The organism is Microbacterium sp. AZCO (assembly GCF_039614715.1).
Taxonomy (GTDB): domain Bacteria; phylum Actinomycetota; class Actinomycetes; order Actinomycetales; family Microbacteriaceae; genus Microbacterium.
In genome coordinates, this window is the sequence record NZ_CP154857.1 from 2,703,916 (window position 1) to 2,720,570 (window position 16,655).

Annotated in this window: 17 protein-coding genes; 8 read left to right on the plus strand and 9 right to left on the minus strand. The window is 70.6% G+C overall.

The genetic code is table 11. The annotated features are described in order from the left end of the window. The first annotated feature begins 6 nt into the window (after positions 1-6). Positions 7-450: a MarR family winged helix-turn-helix transcriptional regulator gene (locus tag AAIB33_RS12485; RefSeq protein ID WP_345800281.1), complete on the plus strand. Its 444-nt coding sequence runs from the start codon at positions 7-9 to the stop codon at positions 448-450. A 79-nt stretch (positions 451-529) separates the two neighbouring features. Here AAIB33_RS12485 and AAIB33_RS12490 read toward each other — a convergent pair whose 3' ends face one another. From AAIB33_RS12490 to AAIB33_RS12505, 4 genes are all read right to left on the minus strand, one after another. After that, the gene (locus tag AAIB33_RS12490; RefSeq protein ID WP_345800282.1) at positions 530-1,264 is read right to left on the minus strand and encodes an ABC transporter permease; all 735 of its coding nucleotides are present in this window, start codon (positions 1,262-1,264) and stop codon (positions 530-532) included. Continuing rightward, complete coding sequence (locus AAIB33_RS12495; RefSeq protein ID WP_345800283.1) at positions 1,261-2,028, minus strand: ABC transporter ATP-binding protein; 768 nt, start codon at positions 2,026-2,028, stop codon at positions 1,261-1,263. Before AAIB33_RS12495 ends, AAIB33_RS12490 begins: the two co-directional genes overlap by 4 nt. A 68-nt stretch (positions 2,029-2,096) precedes the next feature. Then, positions 2,097-2,702, minus strand: a complete 606-nt coding sequence (locus tag AAIB33_RS12500; protein WP_345800284.1) for a TetR family transcriptional regulator — start codon at positions 2,700-2,702, stop codon at positions 2,097-2,099. Positions 2,703-2,787: 85 nt separating this feature from the next. Next, positions 2,788-3,243: an Hsp20/alpha crystallin family protein gene (locus AAIB33_RS12505; protein ID WP_345800285.1), complete on the minus strand. Its 456-nt coding sequence runs from the start codon at positions 3,241-3,243 to the stop codon at positions 2,788-2,790. Between the two features lie 208 nt (positions 3,244-3,451). Between AAIB33_RS12505 and AAIB33_RS12510 the strand changes: the two genes are divergently transcribed. Then, positions 3,452-4,327, plus strand: a complete 876-nt coding sequence (locus AAIB33_RS12510; protein ID WP_345800286.1) for a hypothetical protein — start codon at positions 3,452-3,454, stop codon at positions 4,325-4,327. Positions 4,328-4,773: 446 nt separating this feature from the next. Here the strand turns inward: AAIB33_RS12510 and AAIB33_RS12515 are convergent, their stop codons facing one another. Continuing rightward, complete coding sequence (locus AAIB33_RS12515; protein WP_345800287.1) at positions 4,774-6,270, minus strand: L-serine ammonia-lyase, iron-sulfur-dependent, subunit alpha; 1,497 nt, start codon at positions 6,268-6,270, stop codon at positions 4,774-4,776. Positions 6,271-6,374: 104 nt separating this feature from the next. Continuing rightward, entirely contained in the window at positions 6,375-6,740 is a 366-nt protein-coding gene (locus tag AAIB33_RS12520) for a methylmalonyl-CoA epimerase (protein WP_345800288.1), read from the minus strand. Positions 6,741-6,808: 68 nt separating this feature from the next. On the opposite strand from AAIB33_RS12520, the gene AAIB33_RS12525 reads away from it, so the two are divergent. From AAIB33_RS12525 to panB, 6 genes are all read left to right on the plus strand, one after another. Next, a complete protein-coding gene (locus AAIB33_RS12525) occupies positions 6,809-8,707 on the plus strand; it encodes an alpha-amylase family protein (protein ID WP_345800289.1) in 1,899 nt (632 codons plus the stop codon). A 60-nt stretch (positions 8,708-8,767) separates the two neighbouring features. Beyond that, positions 8,768-8,962, plus strand: coding sequence for a hypothetical protein (locus AAIB33_RS12530; protein ID WP_345800290.1), 195 nt, complete (start codon positions 8,768-8,770; stop codon positions 8,960-8,962). Between the two features lie 118 nt (positions 8,963-9,080). After that, complete coding sequence (locus AAIB33_RS12535) at positions 9,081-9,248, plus strand: hypothetical protein (RefSeq protein ID WP_345800291.1); 168 nt, start codon at positions 9,081-9,083, stop codon at positions 9,246-9,248. A gap of 96 nt (positions 9,249-9,344) precedes the next feature. Continuing rightward, positions 9,345-10,103, plus strand: coding sequence for a DUF2520 domain-containing protein (locus tag AAIB33_RS12540; protein WP_345800292.1), 759 nt, complete (start codon positions 9,345-9,347; stop codon positions 10,101-10,103). Continuing rightward, the gene (gene panC, locus AAIB33_RS12545; RefSeq protein ID WP_345800293.1) at positions 10,100-10,948 is read left to right on the plus strand and encodes a pantoate--beta-alanine ligase; all 849 of its coding nucleotides are present in this window, start codon (positions 10,100-10,102) and stop codon (positions 10,946-10,948) included. The genes AAIB33_RS12540 and panC overlap by 4 nt, the downstream gene beginning before the upstream one ends. Positions 10,949-10,979: 31 nt before the next feature. Beyond that, positions 10,980-11,888 carry a 3-methyl-2-oxobutanoate hydroxymethyltransferase gene (gene panB, locus AAIB33_RS12550; RefSeq protein ID WP_345800294.1) on the plus strand — a complete coding sequence of 303 codons (909 nt, stop codon included), beginning with the start codon at positions 10,980-10,982 and terminating at the stop codon, positions 11,886-11,888. A 74-nt stretch (positions 11,889-11,962) separates the two neighbouring features. Here the strand turns inward: panB and AAIB33_RS12555 are convergent, their stop codons facing one another. Genes AAIB33_RS12555 through AAIB33_RS12565 form a run of 3 tightly spaced genes read right to left on the minus strand, consistent with a single transcriptional unit; the run spans position 11,963 to position 16,613 of the window. Beyond that, positions 11,963-12,832, minus strand: coding sequence for an N-acyl homoserine lactonase family protein (locus AAIB33_RS12555; protein WP_345800295.1), 870 nt, complete (start codon positions 12,830-12,832; stop codon positions 11,963-11,965). Between the two features lie 22 nt (positions 12,833-12,854). Next, positions 12,855-14,183, minus strand: coding sequence for a hypothetical protein (locus tag AAIB33_RS12560; RefSeq protein ID WP_345800296.1), 1,329 nt, complete (start codon positions 14,181-14,183; stop codon positions 12,855-12,857). A gap of 3 nt (positions 14,184-14,186) precedes the next feature. Then, a complete protein-coding gene (locus AAIB33_RS12565; protein WP_345800297.1) occupies positions 14,187-16,613 on the minus strand; it encodes a zinc dependent phospholipase C family protein in 2,427 nt (808 codons plus the stop codon). Between the last annotated feature and the right edge of the window lie 42 nt (positions 16,614-16,655).

The window sequence follows — 16,655 nt, forward strand, 5'->3', positions numbered from 1 at the left end:
GTTGCCATGACCGACAGGCGACTCGCCATCGACGCCTGGGAGAGCCTCTTCCGCGCACAGCACGAGATCTTCGGCGACATCAACGGCGACTTCGACGGGACGACGCTGTCCCAGGCGGAGTACGACGTGCTGCTCACCGTGACCCGCGCCGATGACATGACGGCGCGTCTGCGCGACGTCACGGCGAACATGCTCATCAGCCAGCCCAGCGTCTCGCGCCTCGTCGACCGCATGGTCGTTCGGGGCCTCATCTCGAAGTGCCCCGATCCCGACGACGGCCGCGGAGCGCTCGTCCGCGCGACGGAGGACGGCGCCTCCGCCTTCCGGCGCATCGCCTCGGCGCACGGCAAGGCCATCGCCGAGCGGATGTCGGTGCTGAGCGACGACGAGCTCGATCAGCTGCGTGAGCTGACGGCCAAGCTGCGGCGGCTGCAGCCCACCGACTGCTGACCGCCCCAGTCCCGACCCTCCGGTCCCCGAGCCTGTCGAGGGGTCGAACGCCGAGCTGTCGCCAGACCGGGACCCGCCGCTACGGCGTCCGCCGCCGCAGAGTGAGCGAGGCGAGCACCAGCGCGGCCACGAGGAATCCGAGCACGACCAGCAGAGGGCCGTAGACGTCCCACCGGGCATCCCCCGCCGTCACGGCGTTGATGGCATCGATCGCATAGCTGAGCGGCAGGACCTTGCTGATGGCGTACAGCGCGTCGGGCATCTGGTCGCGGGGCATGAACAGCCCGCCGAGCAGGATCTGCGGGAACACGATGAGCGGCATGAACTGCACCGCCTGGAACTCCGTGCGCGCGAACGCGCTCGCGAGCAGGCCCAACGCCATCCCGAGCACGGCATCGGCGACCGCGACGAGCCCGAGCTGCCACGCGGGTCCGTCGGTGTTCAGCCCGCACACCCACACGGCGAAGGAGACGGTCACGATCGCCTGGAGGAGGGCCATCAGCCCGAACGCGATCGCGTAGCCGACGATGAAGTCGCCCTTGCCGACGGGCGTCGTCATGAGGCGCTCGAGGGTGCCCGAGCGACGCTCCCGCAGCGTCGTGATCGATGTGATGAGAAACATGATGATGAACGGGAACAGCGCCAGGATCGGCGGCCCGTAGATGTCGAAGACGCCGTCCTGGTCGCTGAACAGCCAGGCGAACAGGCCCACGAGCAGGCTCGGCGCGATGAGCATGAGCGCGATCGACCGCGGGTCGTGGCTCAGCTGTCGGAGGACGCGTCCGGCGGTGGCGAAGGTGCGGATGCCGTTCACTCGGATGCCTCCTCTCGCGCTTCGCGTCGTGTTCGCGGATGGTGGCCGTGGGCGGCATCCTTCTCGATGAGGGCCAGGAAGGCGGCATCCGGATCCGACTGGCCCGTGTCTGCGAGCAGCCCGGCGGGAGTCGTGTCGGCGATGATCCGGCCGGCGCGGAGGAGCACGATGCGGTCGCAGCGGAGGGCTTCGTCCATCACGTGGCTGCTGACGATGATCGTGGCGCCGGCCGCCGCGACGGAGCGGAAGATCTCCCACAGCTCCGAGCGCAGCAGCGGGTCCAGCCCGACCGTCGGCTCGTCGAGCACGAGAAGCTCGGGCGTGCCGAGCATCGCGACGGCGAGCGAGACGCGCTTCTCCTGTCCGCCGCTGAGGGAGTCGACGGTCTGCCTGGCCTGGTCGGCGAGGCCGACCTGCGAGATGACCCGGTCGACGTCGGACGCCGGCGCGCCGATGATGCGGGCGAAGTAGCGGAGGTTCTGCTGGATCGTCAGGTCGCCGTACACCGAGGCGGCCTGCGTGTCGTACGAGACGCGGCGGCGCTGCACACGTGTTCCGGCGGGGTCGGAGAGCACGGTCACGGTGCCCCCGTCGACCTTCTGCACGCCGACGATCGAGCGCATGAGCGTCGTCTTGCCGCAGCCGGACGGGCCCATCAGCCCCGTGATCTGGCCGCGCGGGATGTCGAGGTCGAGGCTCTGGAACACCTCGATCTTGCCGCGGCGCACGTGCAGGCCGCGCACCTCGACGGCGTTCTCAGCCACCGTCGGCCTCGACGAAGTTATTCATCATGTGATGAATAGTGCGCTCCCCCGAGCGTCGGCGTCAAGCGTCAGTCTGTGAGGTACCGCTGCACGGTCGGCGCGATGCGGTCGATGAGGTCGTCGATGGATGCCGCGGCCACCGCCGGCAGCTTCAGGACGTGCCGCGCGATGAGGATGCCGGCGATCTGCGAGGCGACGAGGCTCGCGCGGAGCTCAGCGTCGGGCACGTCGAGCTCGGCGGCGATGCGGCCGAGCAGCTCGCGCGAGAGGAAGCTCGCGAGGAGCGGCGTCGCGAAGCGGTTGCCGAGCGCCGACCGAAGCAGCACGACGCCGCGCTTGCGGACGTCCGGTCGCTCCCACGCCTCGAGCACGTACCGGACGATGTGCTCGCCGAGCTCGTCGCGAGGGCCGGCCAGGATCGCCGGAACGTCGACGTCGGGTCGCATCGGCGCCCCGACCGCCTCGGCGAAGAGATCGGCCTTCGTGCCGAAGTAGTGGTGCACGAGGGCGGAATCCACGCCCGCCCGCGTCGCGATCCCGCGGATCGTCGCGCTGTCGTACCCGTGCTCGCCGAACTCCTCGACCGCCGACGTGAGGATGCGGTCGCGCGTGCCCGACTCACCCCCGCGCGGTCGTCCGCGCCGACGCGGCGTCGGGACGGCGTACTCGGGCATGGCGTCAGCCTAGAACGCGGACCGCCCCGAGTCGCGGGGACTCGGGGCGGTCTCGGTTGCGCGGCTGCGCCGTCCGGCCGTCAGCTCACTGCTCGACGGGCTGCGGCTCGTCGCGGCTCTCGTGCGCCATGATCGTCGGCTGCTCGGCATCCGACGTCACCTCGATCTTGCGCGGCTTGGCCTTCTCGCTCACCGGGATCGTGACGCTCAGGACGCCGTTGCTGTAGTTCGCCGTGATGCGTTCGGTGTCGATGCCCTGGCCGAGGTTGAGCTGCCGGAGGAAGCTCACCGCCTCGCGCTCGCGGGTGATCCACTTGACGCCTTCGCCCGTGGTCAGCGTGCGCTCGGCACGGATCGTGAGCAGCTGGCCGTCGACGTCGATGTCGACCGACCCCGGGTCGATGCCGGGCATGTCGGCCGTCAGGACGTAGTGGTCGCCGTCGCGGTAGAGGTCCATGGGCATGCGGCGGGGTCCGCGGCGCGCGTCGAGAAGGCTCGACGCGAAGCGGTCGAGGTCGCGGAACGGGTCGTACTGGGCCATTTCGTCTCCTTCTGGTGGGTTGTTCAGTCTGGTCTTCGGAAGTTGAGTCACATCGGCTCAACTACGCCCAGATTAGCACTCGACATACGAGAGTGCCAACGATTCGCCCATGGCGAACCACTCCTCCACAGGACGTCCGATTCAGAGGCGCCTCCACAGCCGCGGGAACCCCGCGGCAGCTGGCGACGCGGTCGATTGAGAGTGAGGGATGCCTCGCCCACCGCGATCGCTTCCCGACTCGCTCGACGACTCCTTCCGCATCGGCGACGCGGTGAGGGCCGGCGTCACGCTCGGACGCCTGCGTGCTCTCGACCTCGAACGGCCGTTTCGGGGAGTGAGAACGAAACGCATCATCGAGGCCTATGCCGCGGATGAGGACGAGAGTCCGCTCACGATCGACCGTGAAACCCGACGAGCCGTCATGCGCCGAGTCCGGGCCTATGCACTGGTGATGCCGCCCAACGCGTTCTTCGCGGGACGGACGGCTGCCGTCGCACAGCGACTGCCGGTCGAGCACGACCCCGGGGCCGACCTCTGTGTCGCGATGCACTCGCCCGCGCGCGGGCTGCGCGGCGGCGGCATCCGCGGAATCAAAGTATCCCCGAACCTCGCGAGCGTGCGGATGGTCGAGGATCTGCGGGTGACCAGTCCGGCGTCCACCTGGGCGATGCTCGCCGGTGAGCTGAGTCAGCGCGAACTCGTCGTCCTCGGCGATGCGATCGTTCGCGTTCCGCGCGACGCGACAGGCCGTCCGCAGCCAGGCCTTCGGCTGGCGAGCATCGACCAGCTGCGCCTGGCGGCGCGGGCGCCGTGGCGCCGACGACGCGCACTGCTCGAGGCGGCGCTCCAACAGATCCGGGTCGGAAGCATGTCGCCGCTCGAAACGGACTTCCGCCTGGGCGCTGCGGCCGAGGGCCTGCCCGAACCCGAGCTCGACGTCGAGATCCGCGAGGCGGGCGGCAGACTGCTGGGCATCAGCGACGCCGTGTATCGGGAACAGCGAACGATCGTCGAGGTCGAAGGGGACCATCACCGGACCACGAGGGCCCAGTGGAACCGCGACATCGAGAAGTACGCCGCATAGGCGGCCGCAGGATGGGAAGTGGTCAGGCTCACCTCCTGCAACATCCGCGCTGTGGCGCCGGAGGCTCCCCGGAAGCTGCGCGCGGTGCTCCTGCGTCGCGGCTGGCGACCCTAGCCATCCTATTCGGGGTCTCCTTCGCCGGAAATCACCCGCGCATACCCACACAACGCGACCCCAAACACACCGGGCCAGGAAGTTCGGGGGCCGCAACAGCGGGAATCGGCCGGGCGTTCCCGCACAACGCGACCCCGAACCCACCGAGCCAGGAAGATCGGGGGCCGAAACGGCGGGAATCATCCGGACGTTCCGCACAACGCGACCCCGAACCCACCGAGCCAGGAAGATCGGGGGCCGAAACGGCGGGAATCATCCGGACGTTCCGCACAACGCGACCCCAAACCCACCGGACCGGCGATCGCCGCGATAGGACGCAACTGAAACGCACGTCAGCACTCGATGACGTTGACCGCGAGGCCGCCCTCGCTCGTCTCCTTGTACTTGGTCGACATGTCGATGCCGGTCTGGCGCATCGTCTCGACGACCGCGTCGAGCGAGACGTAGTGCGAGCCGTCGCCGCGCAGGGCGAGGCGTGCCGCCGTCACCGCGGTCGAGGCGGCGATCGCGTTGCGTTCGATGCACGGGATCTGCACGAGACCGCCGACCGGGTCGCACGTCAGGCCGAGGTGATGCTCCATCGCGATCTCGGCCGCGTTCTCGATCTGCCGGTTGGTTCCGCCCATGACGGCGGTCAGCCCGCCTGCGGCCATCGCGCACGCCGACCCCACCTCGGCCTGGCACCCGCCCTCGGCTCCCGAGATCGAGGCGTTGGCCTTGAAGAGCGAGCCCAGCGCGGTCGCCGTGAGGAGGAATCGACGGATGCCTCGGCGGCGGTTCGCGTCCGCGATGAGCTCCTCGTCGACGACGTCGGGCGCGAGGGGTCCGAGCTCCCGGCGCGCCGCGAAGCCGAGCAGCGCGCTGCCGACGAGCTCGCCGTGCGGGGTCACGGCGTTGCCGATGCCCAGGCCCGAGTCGGCGAGGAAGCGCCACCAGTACATCGCGACGGCGGGAAGGATGCCGGCCGCGCCGTTCGTCGGCGCCGTCACGACGCGTCCGCCCGAGGCGTTCTCCTCGTTGACGGCGAGCGCGAAGGCGCCCAGCCATTCGCCGGGCAGCTCCCGGTGGCCGGCGGCCTCGGCGTCCTTCAGCTGCTCGGCGATGGCGGCGGCGCGGCGCTTGACGCGCAGCATCCCGGGCAGTTCGCCGCCGGCGGCGAGGCCCGCCTGGATGCACCCGGCCATGGCGTCCCAGATCGCGTCGAGGCCCGCGGCGACCTCCGCCTCGGTGCGCAGCGCCTCCTCGTTGAGGCGCGCGGCCTCCGCGATCGTCAGCCCGCGCTCGTCGCAGATCGCGAGGAGCTCCTCCGCAGTGTCGAACGTCAGGGGGAAGGGATGCGCCGCAACGCGCGGCGGCTCACCCTCGCGGCGGATGAAGCCGCCTCCGACCGAGTAGTACGTGTCCTCGGCGAGCACGGCGCCGGCGCCGTCGAGGGCGGTGAGCGTCATCGCGTTGGGGTGACCCGGCAGCCGCGTCCGGGGCGCGAAGACGATGTCGTCCTTCGCGAACGCGACGTCGTGGATGGCGTCGAGCCGGAGCGCGCCGCCGGGCCAGTCGTTCCACGTGCGTCGCACGGCCTCGGGCGCGACGGTCGCCGGGTCCTCCCCGCGAAGTCCCGCGACGACGGCATCGGGCGTGCCGTGACCGATGCCGGTCGCGCCGAGCGAGCCGTACAGCGTGCACGAGACCCGCACCGTGCCGGCGAGGGCGCCGGACTCCCGCAGGCGGACGACGAAGTCGCGGGCCGCCCGCATGGGACCGACCGTGTGGGAGCTCGAGGGTCCTACTCCGATGGAGAACAGCTCGAACGCCGAGACGTATGCGCTCACCCGACCAGTTTACTGACCGATCGTTCAGGCCGCGGGCTCCGGGATGCCCGTCGACACGCTTCGGAACCGCGGCCAGGCCGTCCGCCCGAAGCACGTCCCCGGAATCAGCGCGGCTGGAAGGCGATCAGCCCCACCGTGTTGCCCTCGGAGTCGCGGATGAAGGCCTGCCACTCCTCGTGGCCGGCAGGGCCGAGCGTGTCGTCCTCGTGCGTGAAGATGATGTGGGGCTTCGACACCATCTCGACCGCCGATCCCAGGCGCTCGAGCGTCTCGTGCACGTTCTCGACGCGCAGGTAGACCAGCGCGGTCGGGGCGTTGCGGTCGAGCAGCAGCCGGACGCCCTCGAGGTCGAAGAAGAGCAGCCCGGGAGGGTCGAACAGGCCGGTCGGCTCCGTCTCGAGCAGCCGGGAGTAGAAGCCGGCCGCACGCGCCAGGTCGTCGGCGTGCTGGGCGATCTGGACGAGCTGCACGGCGGTCCTCCCGCGGGCTGGGCGACGATTGACGCGGCTCACGCTAGCATCGCGGCACGGAGGGTGACATGACCCAGCTCCACGACGACGTCGCCGTCGACCAGGACTTCGCGCGGGCGCGCGCCGAGCAGGAGACCGGCCCGCTCGACGATCCTTTCGAGCGGCGGTTCGCGCAGCACTTCCCGCGGCTGCACGCGCTCTTCCGGCGCCTCTACGGCGACCGCGACGACGGACGGGAGGCCCTCGCCGACGTCGTGGCCCTCGCCGCGGCGAGCTGGCAGGCGCGTCCGCTCGAGCTGAAGGCGCGCGACGACCTGCGCGACGCCGATCCGGACTGGTTCCAGTCGCAGCGCATGCTGGGCGGGGTCTGCTACGTCGATCGCTATGCGGGCGGGCTGTCCGGCATCCGGGATCTGATCCCCTACTTCCAGGAGCTGGGGCTGACCTATCTGCACCTCATGCCGCTCTTCGAGAGCCCCGAGGGCAACAGCGACGGCGGGTATGCGGTCTCGAGCTACCGGCGCGTGAACCCGGCCCTCGGGACGATGGACCAGCTCGCCGCGCTCGCCGCCGATCTGCGTCTCGCGGGCATCTCGCTCGTGGTGGACTTCATCTTCAACCACACGAGCAACGAGCACGAGTGGGCGAAGCGGGCCGTCGCGGGCGACCCCGACTTCGACGAGTTCTACCTGATCTTCCCCGATCGGCGCATGCCCGACGCCTACGAGCGGACGGTGCGCGAGATCTTCCCCGACGACCACCCGGGCGCGTTCGTGCAGCTCGACGACGGTCGCTGGATCTGGGCGACGTTCTACCACTTCCAGTGGGACCTGAACTATGCGAACCCGGCCGTCTTCCGGGCGATGGCGGGCGAGATGCTGTTCCTCGCGAACCAGGGCGTCGAGATCCTGCGGATGGATGCCGTCGCCTTCATCTGGAAGCGACTCGGGACCGCGTGCGAGTCCCTCCCGGAAGCCCATCTGTTGCTGCAGGCCTTCAATGCGGTCCTGCGGATGGCGGCGCCGTCGCTCCTGTTCAAGTCCGAGGCGATCGTCCACCCCGACGAGGTGATCGAGTACATCTCACCGCAGGAGTGCCAGCTGTCGTACAACCCGCTGCAGATGGCGCTCACGTGGGAGTCGCTTGCGACGCGCGATGCGCGGCTGCTGCAGAAGGCGCTCGACGAGCGTCACGCCCTTCCGCCCGGCACGGCGTGGGTCAACTACGTCCGCAGCCACGACGACATCGGGTGGACGTTCGCCGATGAGGATGCCGCGGAACTGGGCATCGAGGCGTACCCGCATCGCCGATTCCTCAACGACTTCTATGTCGGCCGCGCACCGGGGACGTTCGCACGCGGTGTGCCCTTCCAGGAGAACCCCAAAACGGGCGACGCCCGCGTCACCGGCACGACCGCGTCGCTCGCCGGAATCGAGGCGGGCGATGCCGGCGGCGAGGATCGCGTCGTCCTCGCCCACGCGCTCGCGCTGTCGACCGGCGGCATCCCGCTGCTGTACCTCGGCGACGAGCTCGCGCAGCTCAACGACTACTCCTATGCCGACGACCCCGACACGGCGGGCGACAGCCGGTGGGTGCACCGCCCGCGGCGGCCGGATGCGGCGCTCGCGCAGACCGACACGCCCGCGGGCCGCGTGTTCCGGCGTCTCGCGCAGCTCGTCGCGGCGCGGCAGGCGACGCCGGAGCTCGCCGGCAACGCCCTCCTGCGCTTCGACACTCCGCTGCCGTCGGTCGTCGCGTTCCAGCGCCCCGGCCTCGAGCTGCTGGCCGACCGCATCCTCGTGGTCGCGAACGTCGGCGACGACGCGGTGCACCTCGACCCTCTGACGCTGTCGGGCTTCGCGCGGGACGCGGTCGACGTCGTCACCGCGGAATCGATCGAGCTCGATGCAGGTCTCGACATCGCCGCACACGGGTTCGTGTGGTTGCGGGTGCGTCCGTTGTGGTGAGCCTCCAACGATCCCCGGATCTGTTGCCTCCTTGCACAAACGGGACGCAACCTCAAGGGGGTGCATGATCGCCCTCGGCAAGGCCAGAGTCGGAACATGACCGCATTGGCTGTGATTCTGCTCATCGTCGGAGTCGTTCTGCTTCTCTTCGGAGTGTTCGTCTCCGCGGCGAAGTTCCTGCTGTGGATCGGCATCGTCATCCTGATCGTCGCCATCATCATCGGGCTTCTTCGCTACATCAGACGCGGCGCATAACCGCACCACACCCCCGGAATGAGGCGAGGGAGTCCAGGACTGGACTCCCTCGCTTCGTATGTGCACGATGGGATGACGTGCTCATCGGCGCCGGCGACGGCGGATTGCAGAGGTCCACATGCTCTTCGTGCTCTACATGCTCCTGCTCGTCGGCGGCATGTTCGTCCTCGGCATCTCGTTCGCCCTCCCCGCCTTCCAGGCGCTCGCCTTCGTCGTGGGCCTCCTCATGGTCGTCGCCGCCGTCGCCGTTCCGATCGCGGCCACGGCGAGCCAGCGGCGGGGCTGATCACCCGGATTCTGCACGCGGTCCACAAAGGACTACCGTGGGTCGCACACCCCGACCCACCTCTTCGCCATGCCCTCTGCCTCCACTCCCCCGCGCGTGAGCGTCGTGGGCGCCGGACGACTGGGCACGGCGATCACCCGGGCCCTGCGATCCGCGGGCGTGGAGACGCACGGGCCGGCGGGGCGAGGCATCCCTCCCGCGCAGGCGGATGTCGTGCTGCTGTGCGTTCCGGATGAAGAGATCCGGGATGCCGCGCACGCGGCCCGGGGCAGTGCACGGCTCATCGGTCACACGTCGGGCGCCTCGACCCTCGTCGAGACCGACGTCGACTTCGGCATCCACCCCCTCGGGTCGTTCCTCGGCGCGGAGGACCTCGCGCAGTTCCGGGCCCTGGGATGCGCGATCGCCGGCCGCTCGCCGGAGGGTCTCGACGCGGCCGAGTCGATCGCGCGAGCGCTCGGCATGACCGCCTTCGCCATCGACGACGACGCGCGGCCGAGCTACCACGCCGCCGCTTCCGTCGCATCCAACTACCTCGTGACGCTGCAGGCCGCCGCAGAGCGACTCGCGGGAGCCGCGGGCCTCGAGCCCGCCCAGGCGCGCGCCCTCTTCACGCCGCTCGTGCGGGGCACGGTCGAGAACTGGGCGGCCCACGGACCCGCGTCCGCGCTGACCGGACCGATCGCCCGCGGCGATGAGCGCACGGTCGCGCGACAGCGCGCAGCCGTCGCCACCGGGGCGCCCGACCTGCTCGACCTGTTCGACGTGCTGGCGACCCACACCCGCGTGCTCGCCGCCCACGCGGGCGCCCTCGCCGACGGCGCGCCCGCCGCCCGGAAGGAATCCGCTTCGTGAAGATCGTCCGCACCCGCGCCGAGGTGCGCGCCGAGGTCGCCGCCACCCGCGGGCGGGGCGGGCTCGTCGGGCTCGTCCCCACCATGGGCGCCTTCCACGAGGGCCATCTGTCGCTCATCCGGCAGGCGCGCGCCGAGAGCGACCTCGTGGTCGTCTCGCTCTTCGTCAATCCGACGCAGTTCGGGCCGAACGAAGACCTCGCCGCGTATCCGCGCGACGAGGAGCGCGACGCACGCCTCGCCGAGGAGGCGGGCGCCGACGTGCTGTTCGCCCCGCCCGTCGACGAGGTCTACCCGGCGGGCTTCGCGACCACCGTCCACGTCGCGGGCCTCACCGACGTCATGTGCGGCGCGTCCCGCGGCGCTCAGCACTTCGACGGGGTCGCGACGGTCGTGACGAAGCTCTTCCAGATCGTGGCGCCGGACGCCGCGTACTTCGGCCAGAAGGACGCCCAGCAGGTGCTCGTCGTGCGGCGCCTCGTGCGCGACCTCGACATCCCTGTGCGGATCGTCGCATGCCCCATCGTCCGCGAGCCCGACGGCCTCGCGATGAGCTCGCGCAACGTCTACCTCGACCCTGCGGCGCGTCAGCAGGCGACGGCCCTCAACCGCGCGCTCACCGCGGGGGCGGATGCCGTCGCGCGCGGCGAGACCCGTTCCGAGGACGTGCTGGGCGCGGCGCGGGCCGTGCTCACGGCATCCGGGATCGACCCCGAGTATCTCGACCTGCGCTCCGGCGACGACCTCCGGACGCTGGATCGCGTCGAGGAATCGGCCCTTCTCGCCGTCGCCGCCCGTGTGGGCTCGGCACGGCTCATCGACAACCGGATACTGGAGGTGCGATGATGCGCCACACCCGACCCACCCGGCGGACGGCATGAGCGCCCGCCCCGAGGCATCCGCTCCTCGTCAGAAGGTGTCACTGACGTCCCTCGCCGCCCAGAAGCGCAGGGCCCAGCCGATCGTCATGGTGACGGCCTACGACTATCCGAGCGCGCAGATCGCTGAGGCAGCGGGCGTCGACATCGTGCTCGTCGGGGACTCGGGCGCCATGACCGTGCTGGGCTACGACAGCACCGTGCCGATCACGGTCGACGAGATGCTCGTGCTGACCTCCGCTGTGCGGCGGGGGCTGAAGACCCCGCTCCTCGTCGCGGATCTCCCCTTCGGCTCGTACGAGGTGTCGGACGAGCAGGCGGTCGCGACCGCCCAGCGGTTCGTCAAGACGACCGGGTGCGACGCCGTGAAGATCGAGCGCGGCGGCACGACGGTGGATCGGGCGCGCGCCATCGTGGCGGCCGGCATCCCGGTCATGGGCCACGTGGGCCTCACTCCGCAGACGGCCGTCGCGATCGGGGGCTATCGCTCCCAGGGCCGCACGGCCGAAGACGCGCTCGAGCTGTCCCGCAGCGCCGTCGCCCTGCAGGAGGCGGGATGCTTCGCCCTGGTTTTCGAGGCGATCCCGAGCGAGGTGACGAAGGCGGTCATGCCGAAGCTCGACGTGCCCGTGATCGGGATCGGCGCCGGCCCCGGCACCGACGGACAGGTGCTCGTGTTCCACGATCTCCTCGGCATCTGGGATGGACAGCCGGCCCGCTTCGTCAAGCGCTACGCCGACCTGCGCACCGAGATGGTCGCAGGCGTCGCGGCCTACGCCGACGACGTGCGCACCGGTGCGTACCCCGGGCCGGAGCACGGGTACTCGGCGGATGCGGACGAGATGGCGCGGCTCCGCGCGCTGCTCGACGACGGCCCAGCCCAGAACGAGGCACCGCGCCTGCCGTAGCGTCACGCGAGGTGGGCATCACGAGCGCTCGTACGAGCCGCCAGGTGCTGCTGTCCCGCCTCGCCGCCCGTGCGTCAGTCGCGTTCGCGGAGGGATGACGGGCGGAAGGTCTCACCGGCGGCGAGCCGAGTCGCGGCCCCGGGGTCGTGCGCCGGCAGCAGCACGATCGGCTCCTGTGCCGCGAAGGCCTTGATCCTGCGGAGCTGCTCGATCGCGAGCCGAGGCCGGGTGTTCACGCCGTCGGTGAGCTCCCGGTCGAGCAGCTCCTGCGCATACGTGACGTCGCCCCCGACCAGATAGGTCGCGGCGTCGCCGAACACCACGACACTGAGGTGTCCGGGAACGTGACCGGGGGTCGGCACCGCGACGACCCGGCCGTCGGCGGTGAGGGGATACGTCTTCGCCCACGGTCCGAGCCGACCTCCCGTCGTGCGCAGGATCTCGGGGCGGAAACCGGGGGGCCAGTGCTTCGGCAGGGCTCCCTCGAGCGTCGCGCGGAAGGGCCGACGGAAGGCATCCCAGTGCTCCCTGGCCAGGAGGACGGGCGGGCCGACGACATCGCCGAGTCCGTCCGCGTGGTCGTGGTGCAGATGCGTGAGCACGACCGCGCGCAGATCGGCCGCGGCCATGCCTCGCCGAGCGAGGAGCGAGCCGATCCCCTCGTCGGGGCCGACGTGGATGTCGACGCAGCGGCGGAAGAACGGGTGCCATCGCGGCGTCCAGCCCCTCTCCGTCGCGTGCGGGGACTCCCCCGTGTCGACGAGGATCGGCCCGTCGGGATGCTCGATGAGGTACGCATTGATGGGGAGGAGCGGGGTCCAGTCCCGGTCGCCGAACAGCATCCTCATGCGCCGCAGCACCACCGGTCTCGTCGCAGACTGCGTCAGCTGGCTCGGCCGGATGCGGATGCTCCCGGTCTGCAGGATGCTGACGGTGACCGCCACGAGTCCTCCCCCGTCGCAGGGATCAGCCGATGATCGTCACCGAGTAGCCGCCGGCGTCCTTCCGCTCGGGGTCGGTGTGCGAGAACCGCAGCAGGTGCGCGAACGGACCGACCTCGGCGAGCGCTCCCGCAAGGTCGCGGGCCGTGAGCTCCTTCACGCCCCACAGCCGCACGATGCCCTCGACGAGCGCATCGCCGGCCTCGCCCTTGAGCACGACGCCGAGCTTGTCGTACCGGTCGGGCCCCATGCGCTCGATGAGTCGGCGGGTGCCGAGCGGACGCGAGAAGGGATGCGTGGTCCGCCGCAGTTCGCGGCCAGGAAGCGACTCGGGCGTGATGAGGCCGAGCTCGACCGCCATCGCCCAGACGCGCGCGCTGTCGGCCACGAGCCAGCCTCGACCCGTCTGGAACATGGTCAGCAGATGCGTGCCGGCCGCGCCCATCGGAACGCCGCGCAGCAGCGCCTTCGGGGCCCGGAGCTTCTCGACCGGGCCGAACTCGGTGCGGGTCGCGCCGAGCGCGCCGCGCAGGAGGGCCCAGACGGCCCCTCCCCCGTGCACGAGCTCGAGCGTGCCGGTGCGCGTGACCATCGCGCCGAGGGTGAAGAGGATGCTCTTCGCCTCGGCGGGACCGGCGAGGATCTGCAGGTTCCGCTGCCCGACATGCCGGTCGTGGTTGGCGTCGAGCGTGCCGCTCCAGGCATCCAGCGGGCATGAGACGCTCGCCATGAGGCACTCGTGCCCCGTGAGGTCGGGCGGGATGTGCCAGGGCTCGTCGAGCTCGACGAGCTGCATCGCGCCCGGCTTCGTGCGGTCGTCGAGGTTGACCATCGCGCCGCCGATCGGCTGCGGCTGGTAGGCGGGGTTGCTCGGATCGCCGCCGAAGAACCCGGGGTTCACATACCAGGCGCGCACGTGCACTCCGATAGCGGGCAGGAGCCCGAGGTTCCACACGCGCACGAAGACGCGGTAGCTGCGTCCCGCCGTGGGGTTGACGACGAGCTGACTCGCGTCGAACGGACCCGAGAACGACGCATCGATGAGCAGCAGGTCGGGCGACTCCCAGCACGGGATCGAGGGCCAGGTCGGCCGCGCGCCGCGGTCGCCGGGGCTGTAGGCGCGGATCAGGAGATAGGGGTAGACGTCCTCACGGTGCGGGCGACGCTCCTTGCCGATCTCGCGGATGAGCACCTCCGCGGCGTGGCGGTTGTCGTCGTTCGGCTTCCAGTTCGGGTCGAGGTCGCCCTTCGGTGGATCCTCGTGTCCGAACGAACCGGGAGGATCCTCGCCGCGCTGCGCGGCATCCTCCTTCTCCGAGAGCACGGGATGCCGGTCGTCGTCGTCGCGAGGCATGGCTCAGCCCCTCCCGTTCAGGCGTTCGCGCCACTTCGGGTCGGTGTTGGGGTCGTGGCTCCCCTGTTTGATGCACGTGTCGGGCCCCTTGCCGGGGACATAGTGCACGTTGAGGTCCTGCGCCTCGACGTACCAGCGGTTCGGCTGGGCGGGGAAGTCGTGGTCGGCGTGGAAGAGCTGCGGCGACGTGCACGGGAGCGGATAGCTGTAGTCCTCCGACCCGACCGCGTTGATGTCGGGCACGGCCGTGCTCTTGCTGCGATCCCAGTCCCACGTGTGCCACGCGTAGCCCCGGTCGGAGTCGAGGTTGAAGTCGGGTACCGAGTACTCCGCCGCGCCCGCCGCCGCGTCGGCGGCCATGCGCCCGACGAGGTAGACGCCGTAGTCGACGGGTGCGCCGAGATGCTGGTCGAGCGGCAGATGCACGTCGAGCGTGCTCTCGGTGTCCGCGGGCGTCGCGGCCTTCTCGAGGTCGGCGCGCGCCCCGTCGTGGCCGGCGAGCATCGAGAGCAGGATCGTGGACTGCGCCCCGACGACGTACGGGCCCACGTGCGTTCCCTTGCCCTCCTGCGCGACACCCGCGCCGGCTTGATTGGTGAGGGGATAGCGCCAGGGCGCGACCCACTCCGACGCCTTGAACTCGTCGCCGGCGGCATCCGCCCGGTAGCGCAGCGGAGCCGTGAGCCCGAGCGCTCCGGTGAGGTCGGGGCGGCTGATCGCCGACGGCAGGTCGCGCACGATGCCCCGCGGATAGGCGTGGTCGAGTCCCTGCGGGTCGCTCGAGGTGAGACGGCCGGATGGCTCGGTGATCGGCGGCGGCGCCGTCGGCATGCCCATCGGATTGTCGAGCGCCGACGCGATGTCGTAGGTGCCTTCGCGCCCGAGTGTCGTGAGACCCGGGTTGATCTCACCGGGCTTCGGCATCGCGAACCCCGACATCACGAGCGCCCGGCGGGCGAGCAGGTAGAGATTCCAGGCCGGCACGATGACGGCCCAGTACACGACCTCGCGGGCGGGGAACGTCGTGATGTCGACGATGAGTCCCGGCAGCACGGTGACGAGCCACACGATGACCTGCCCGAGGTACACGACCCACGCGAAGAGGGCCAGGAGCAGGTCGAGCAGCGTGAACGAGTCGTCGTCGTCGACGTCGGCGCCCCGCGAGGGATCGTCGTCGATGCCCGCTCCCCCGCCGCCCGGCGGCGTCGGGAAGGAGTGATCCGTGAAGACGCTGGGCGGCGGCGGGAGCCGGAGGCTGATGGCGTCGGAGCTCGTCATCTTGAGGTAGCGGTAGACGATCTCCCACATCTCGGCCATCGCGGCCTCGTTCGGGCGTCCGTCGGGCTGGCCGGTGACAGGGTCGGTCGCCGAGAACGGCGGGTCCTGCAGGAGGATGTGCGGCCCGTCGGCCCCGTACACGTCGGCCATCGCCTCGAGCAGCCCCTCCATGAGGTGGTCGGGCAGCGGCCCGGTGTCGAGGTCGAAGAAGGTGTGCCGGCTCGCCGTCCCGGTCGGCCCGTCGCTGTCGTCGTAGGCGGGGAAGCCCGTCCAGTAGTCGTAGGCCGGCGCGTCGTCCCGTCCGTTGTACGGCGCGTCGTCGCGGTGCCGGAACGCGAGCCGGAAGTGCAGCGCCGACGTGCCGTACTCGCCGTAGAGCGGTCCGGGATGCCGCGCCCCGTAGTTCTCCGAGTCCATGTGGTTCTCGACCAGGTGGTGCCGCTGCCAGTGGTCGCGATACGGGCCGCCGGCCTTCGCGTTCGTGAAGGGATGCCCCGTCACATCCGTCGCGCAGTGCGAGAGCCATCCGACGGCGAAGGCGATCCGGGCTTCGGCATCCATCCGCTCGTCATCCGTGGATGCCGCGGCCAGCGCGTCCTGGGCCTGCCGGAACAGCACGTACGGGAACTGGTACGTGCGCCGGTAGTGGAACATGTCGGACCAGTAGAAGGCGTCGTCGCCGAAGCCCTGCGGCACGCCGGACGTGAGCACGCCGAACCAGTCGCCCATCTCGGCGAGCAGTCCCTTGAACGCCGACATGATCGCCGACGTGAGCTCGTCGAGCACCTGCGCGAGCTGCGTCGAGAGCCCGCCCGTCAGCTGCGAGGCGAGCTGCGAGTTGTTCGTCGAGATGGGGTCGATCCAGTTCTCCCACTTGCCCACGAACTCGGAGTCGACGATCTCCCAGACATCGAGCGCCCACTGCACGACCTGCCGGATCACCTGGCCTGTCGTGTTCTTGAAGTCGGGCAGCAGATAGAAGACGTCGGGGCCGAGCGACCCCAGCGCGAGGTAGTTGCGCCACGTATGGCAGTGCTCGCCGATCGTCTGGGCGTCGGCGGCCGACACGGGGAACCCCGGCGGGATGTCCCCGTCGCGCAGCCTGCCGGCGGTGTCGTGCGCCGCCTCGAGATGGACATACCAACCAGGCATCGCCGCCTCCTTGCCCCCGCAGAAAAAGCGCCGGCCCGGCGG

Bases quoted from the DNA above. Each gene is read 5' to 3' on its own strand.
- AAIB33_RS12485 (WP_345800281.1), top strand. From the start codon at position 7: ATGACCGACAGGCGACTCGCCATCGACGCCTGGGAGAGCCTCTTCCGC.
- AAIB33_RS12500 (WP_345800284.1), bottom strand. From the start codon at position 2,702: ATGCCCGAGTACGCCGTCCCGACGCCGCGTCGGCGCGGACGACCGCGC.
- AAIB33_RS12505 (WP_345800285.1), bottom strand. From the start codon at position 3,243: ATGGCCCAGTACGACCCGTTCCGCGACCTCGACCGCTTCGCGTCGAGC.
- AAIB33_RS12510 (WP_345800286.1), top strand. From the start codon at position 3,452: ATGCCTCGCCCACCGCGATCGCTTCCCGACTCGCTCGACGACTCCTTC.
- AAIB33_RS12525 (WP_345800289.1), top strand. From the start codon at position 6,809: ATGACCCAGCTCCACGACGACGTCGCCGTCGACCAGGACTTCGCGCGG.
- AAIB33_RS12535 (WP_345800291.1), top strand. From the start codon at position 9,081: ATGCTCTTCGTGCTCTACATGCTCCTGCTCGTCGGCGGCATGTTCGTC.
- panB (WP_345800294.1), top strand. From the start codon at position 10,980: ATGAGCGCCCGCCCCGAGGCATCCGCTCCTCGTCAGAAGGTGTCACTG.
- AAIB33_RS12560 (WP_345800296.1), bottom strand. From the start codon at position 14,183: ATGCCTCGCGACGACGACGACCGGCATCCCGTGCTCTCGGAGAAGGAG.
- AAIB33_RS12565 (WP_345800297.1), bottom strand. From the start codon at position 16,613: ATGCCTGGTTGGTATGTCCATCTCGAGGCGGCGCACGACACCGCCGGC.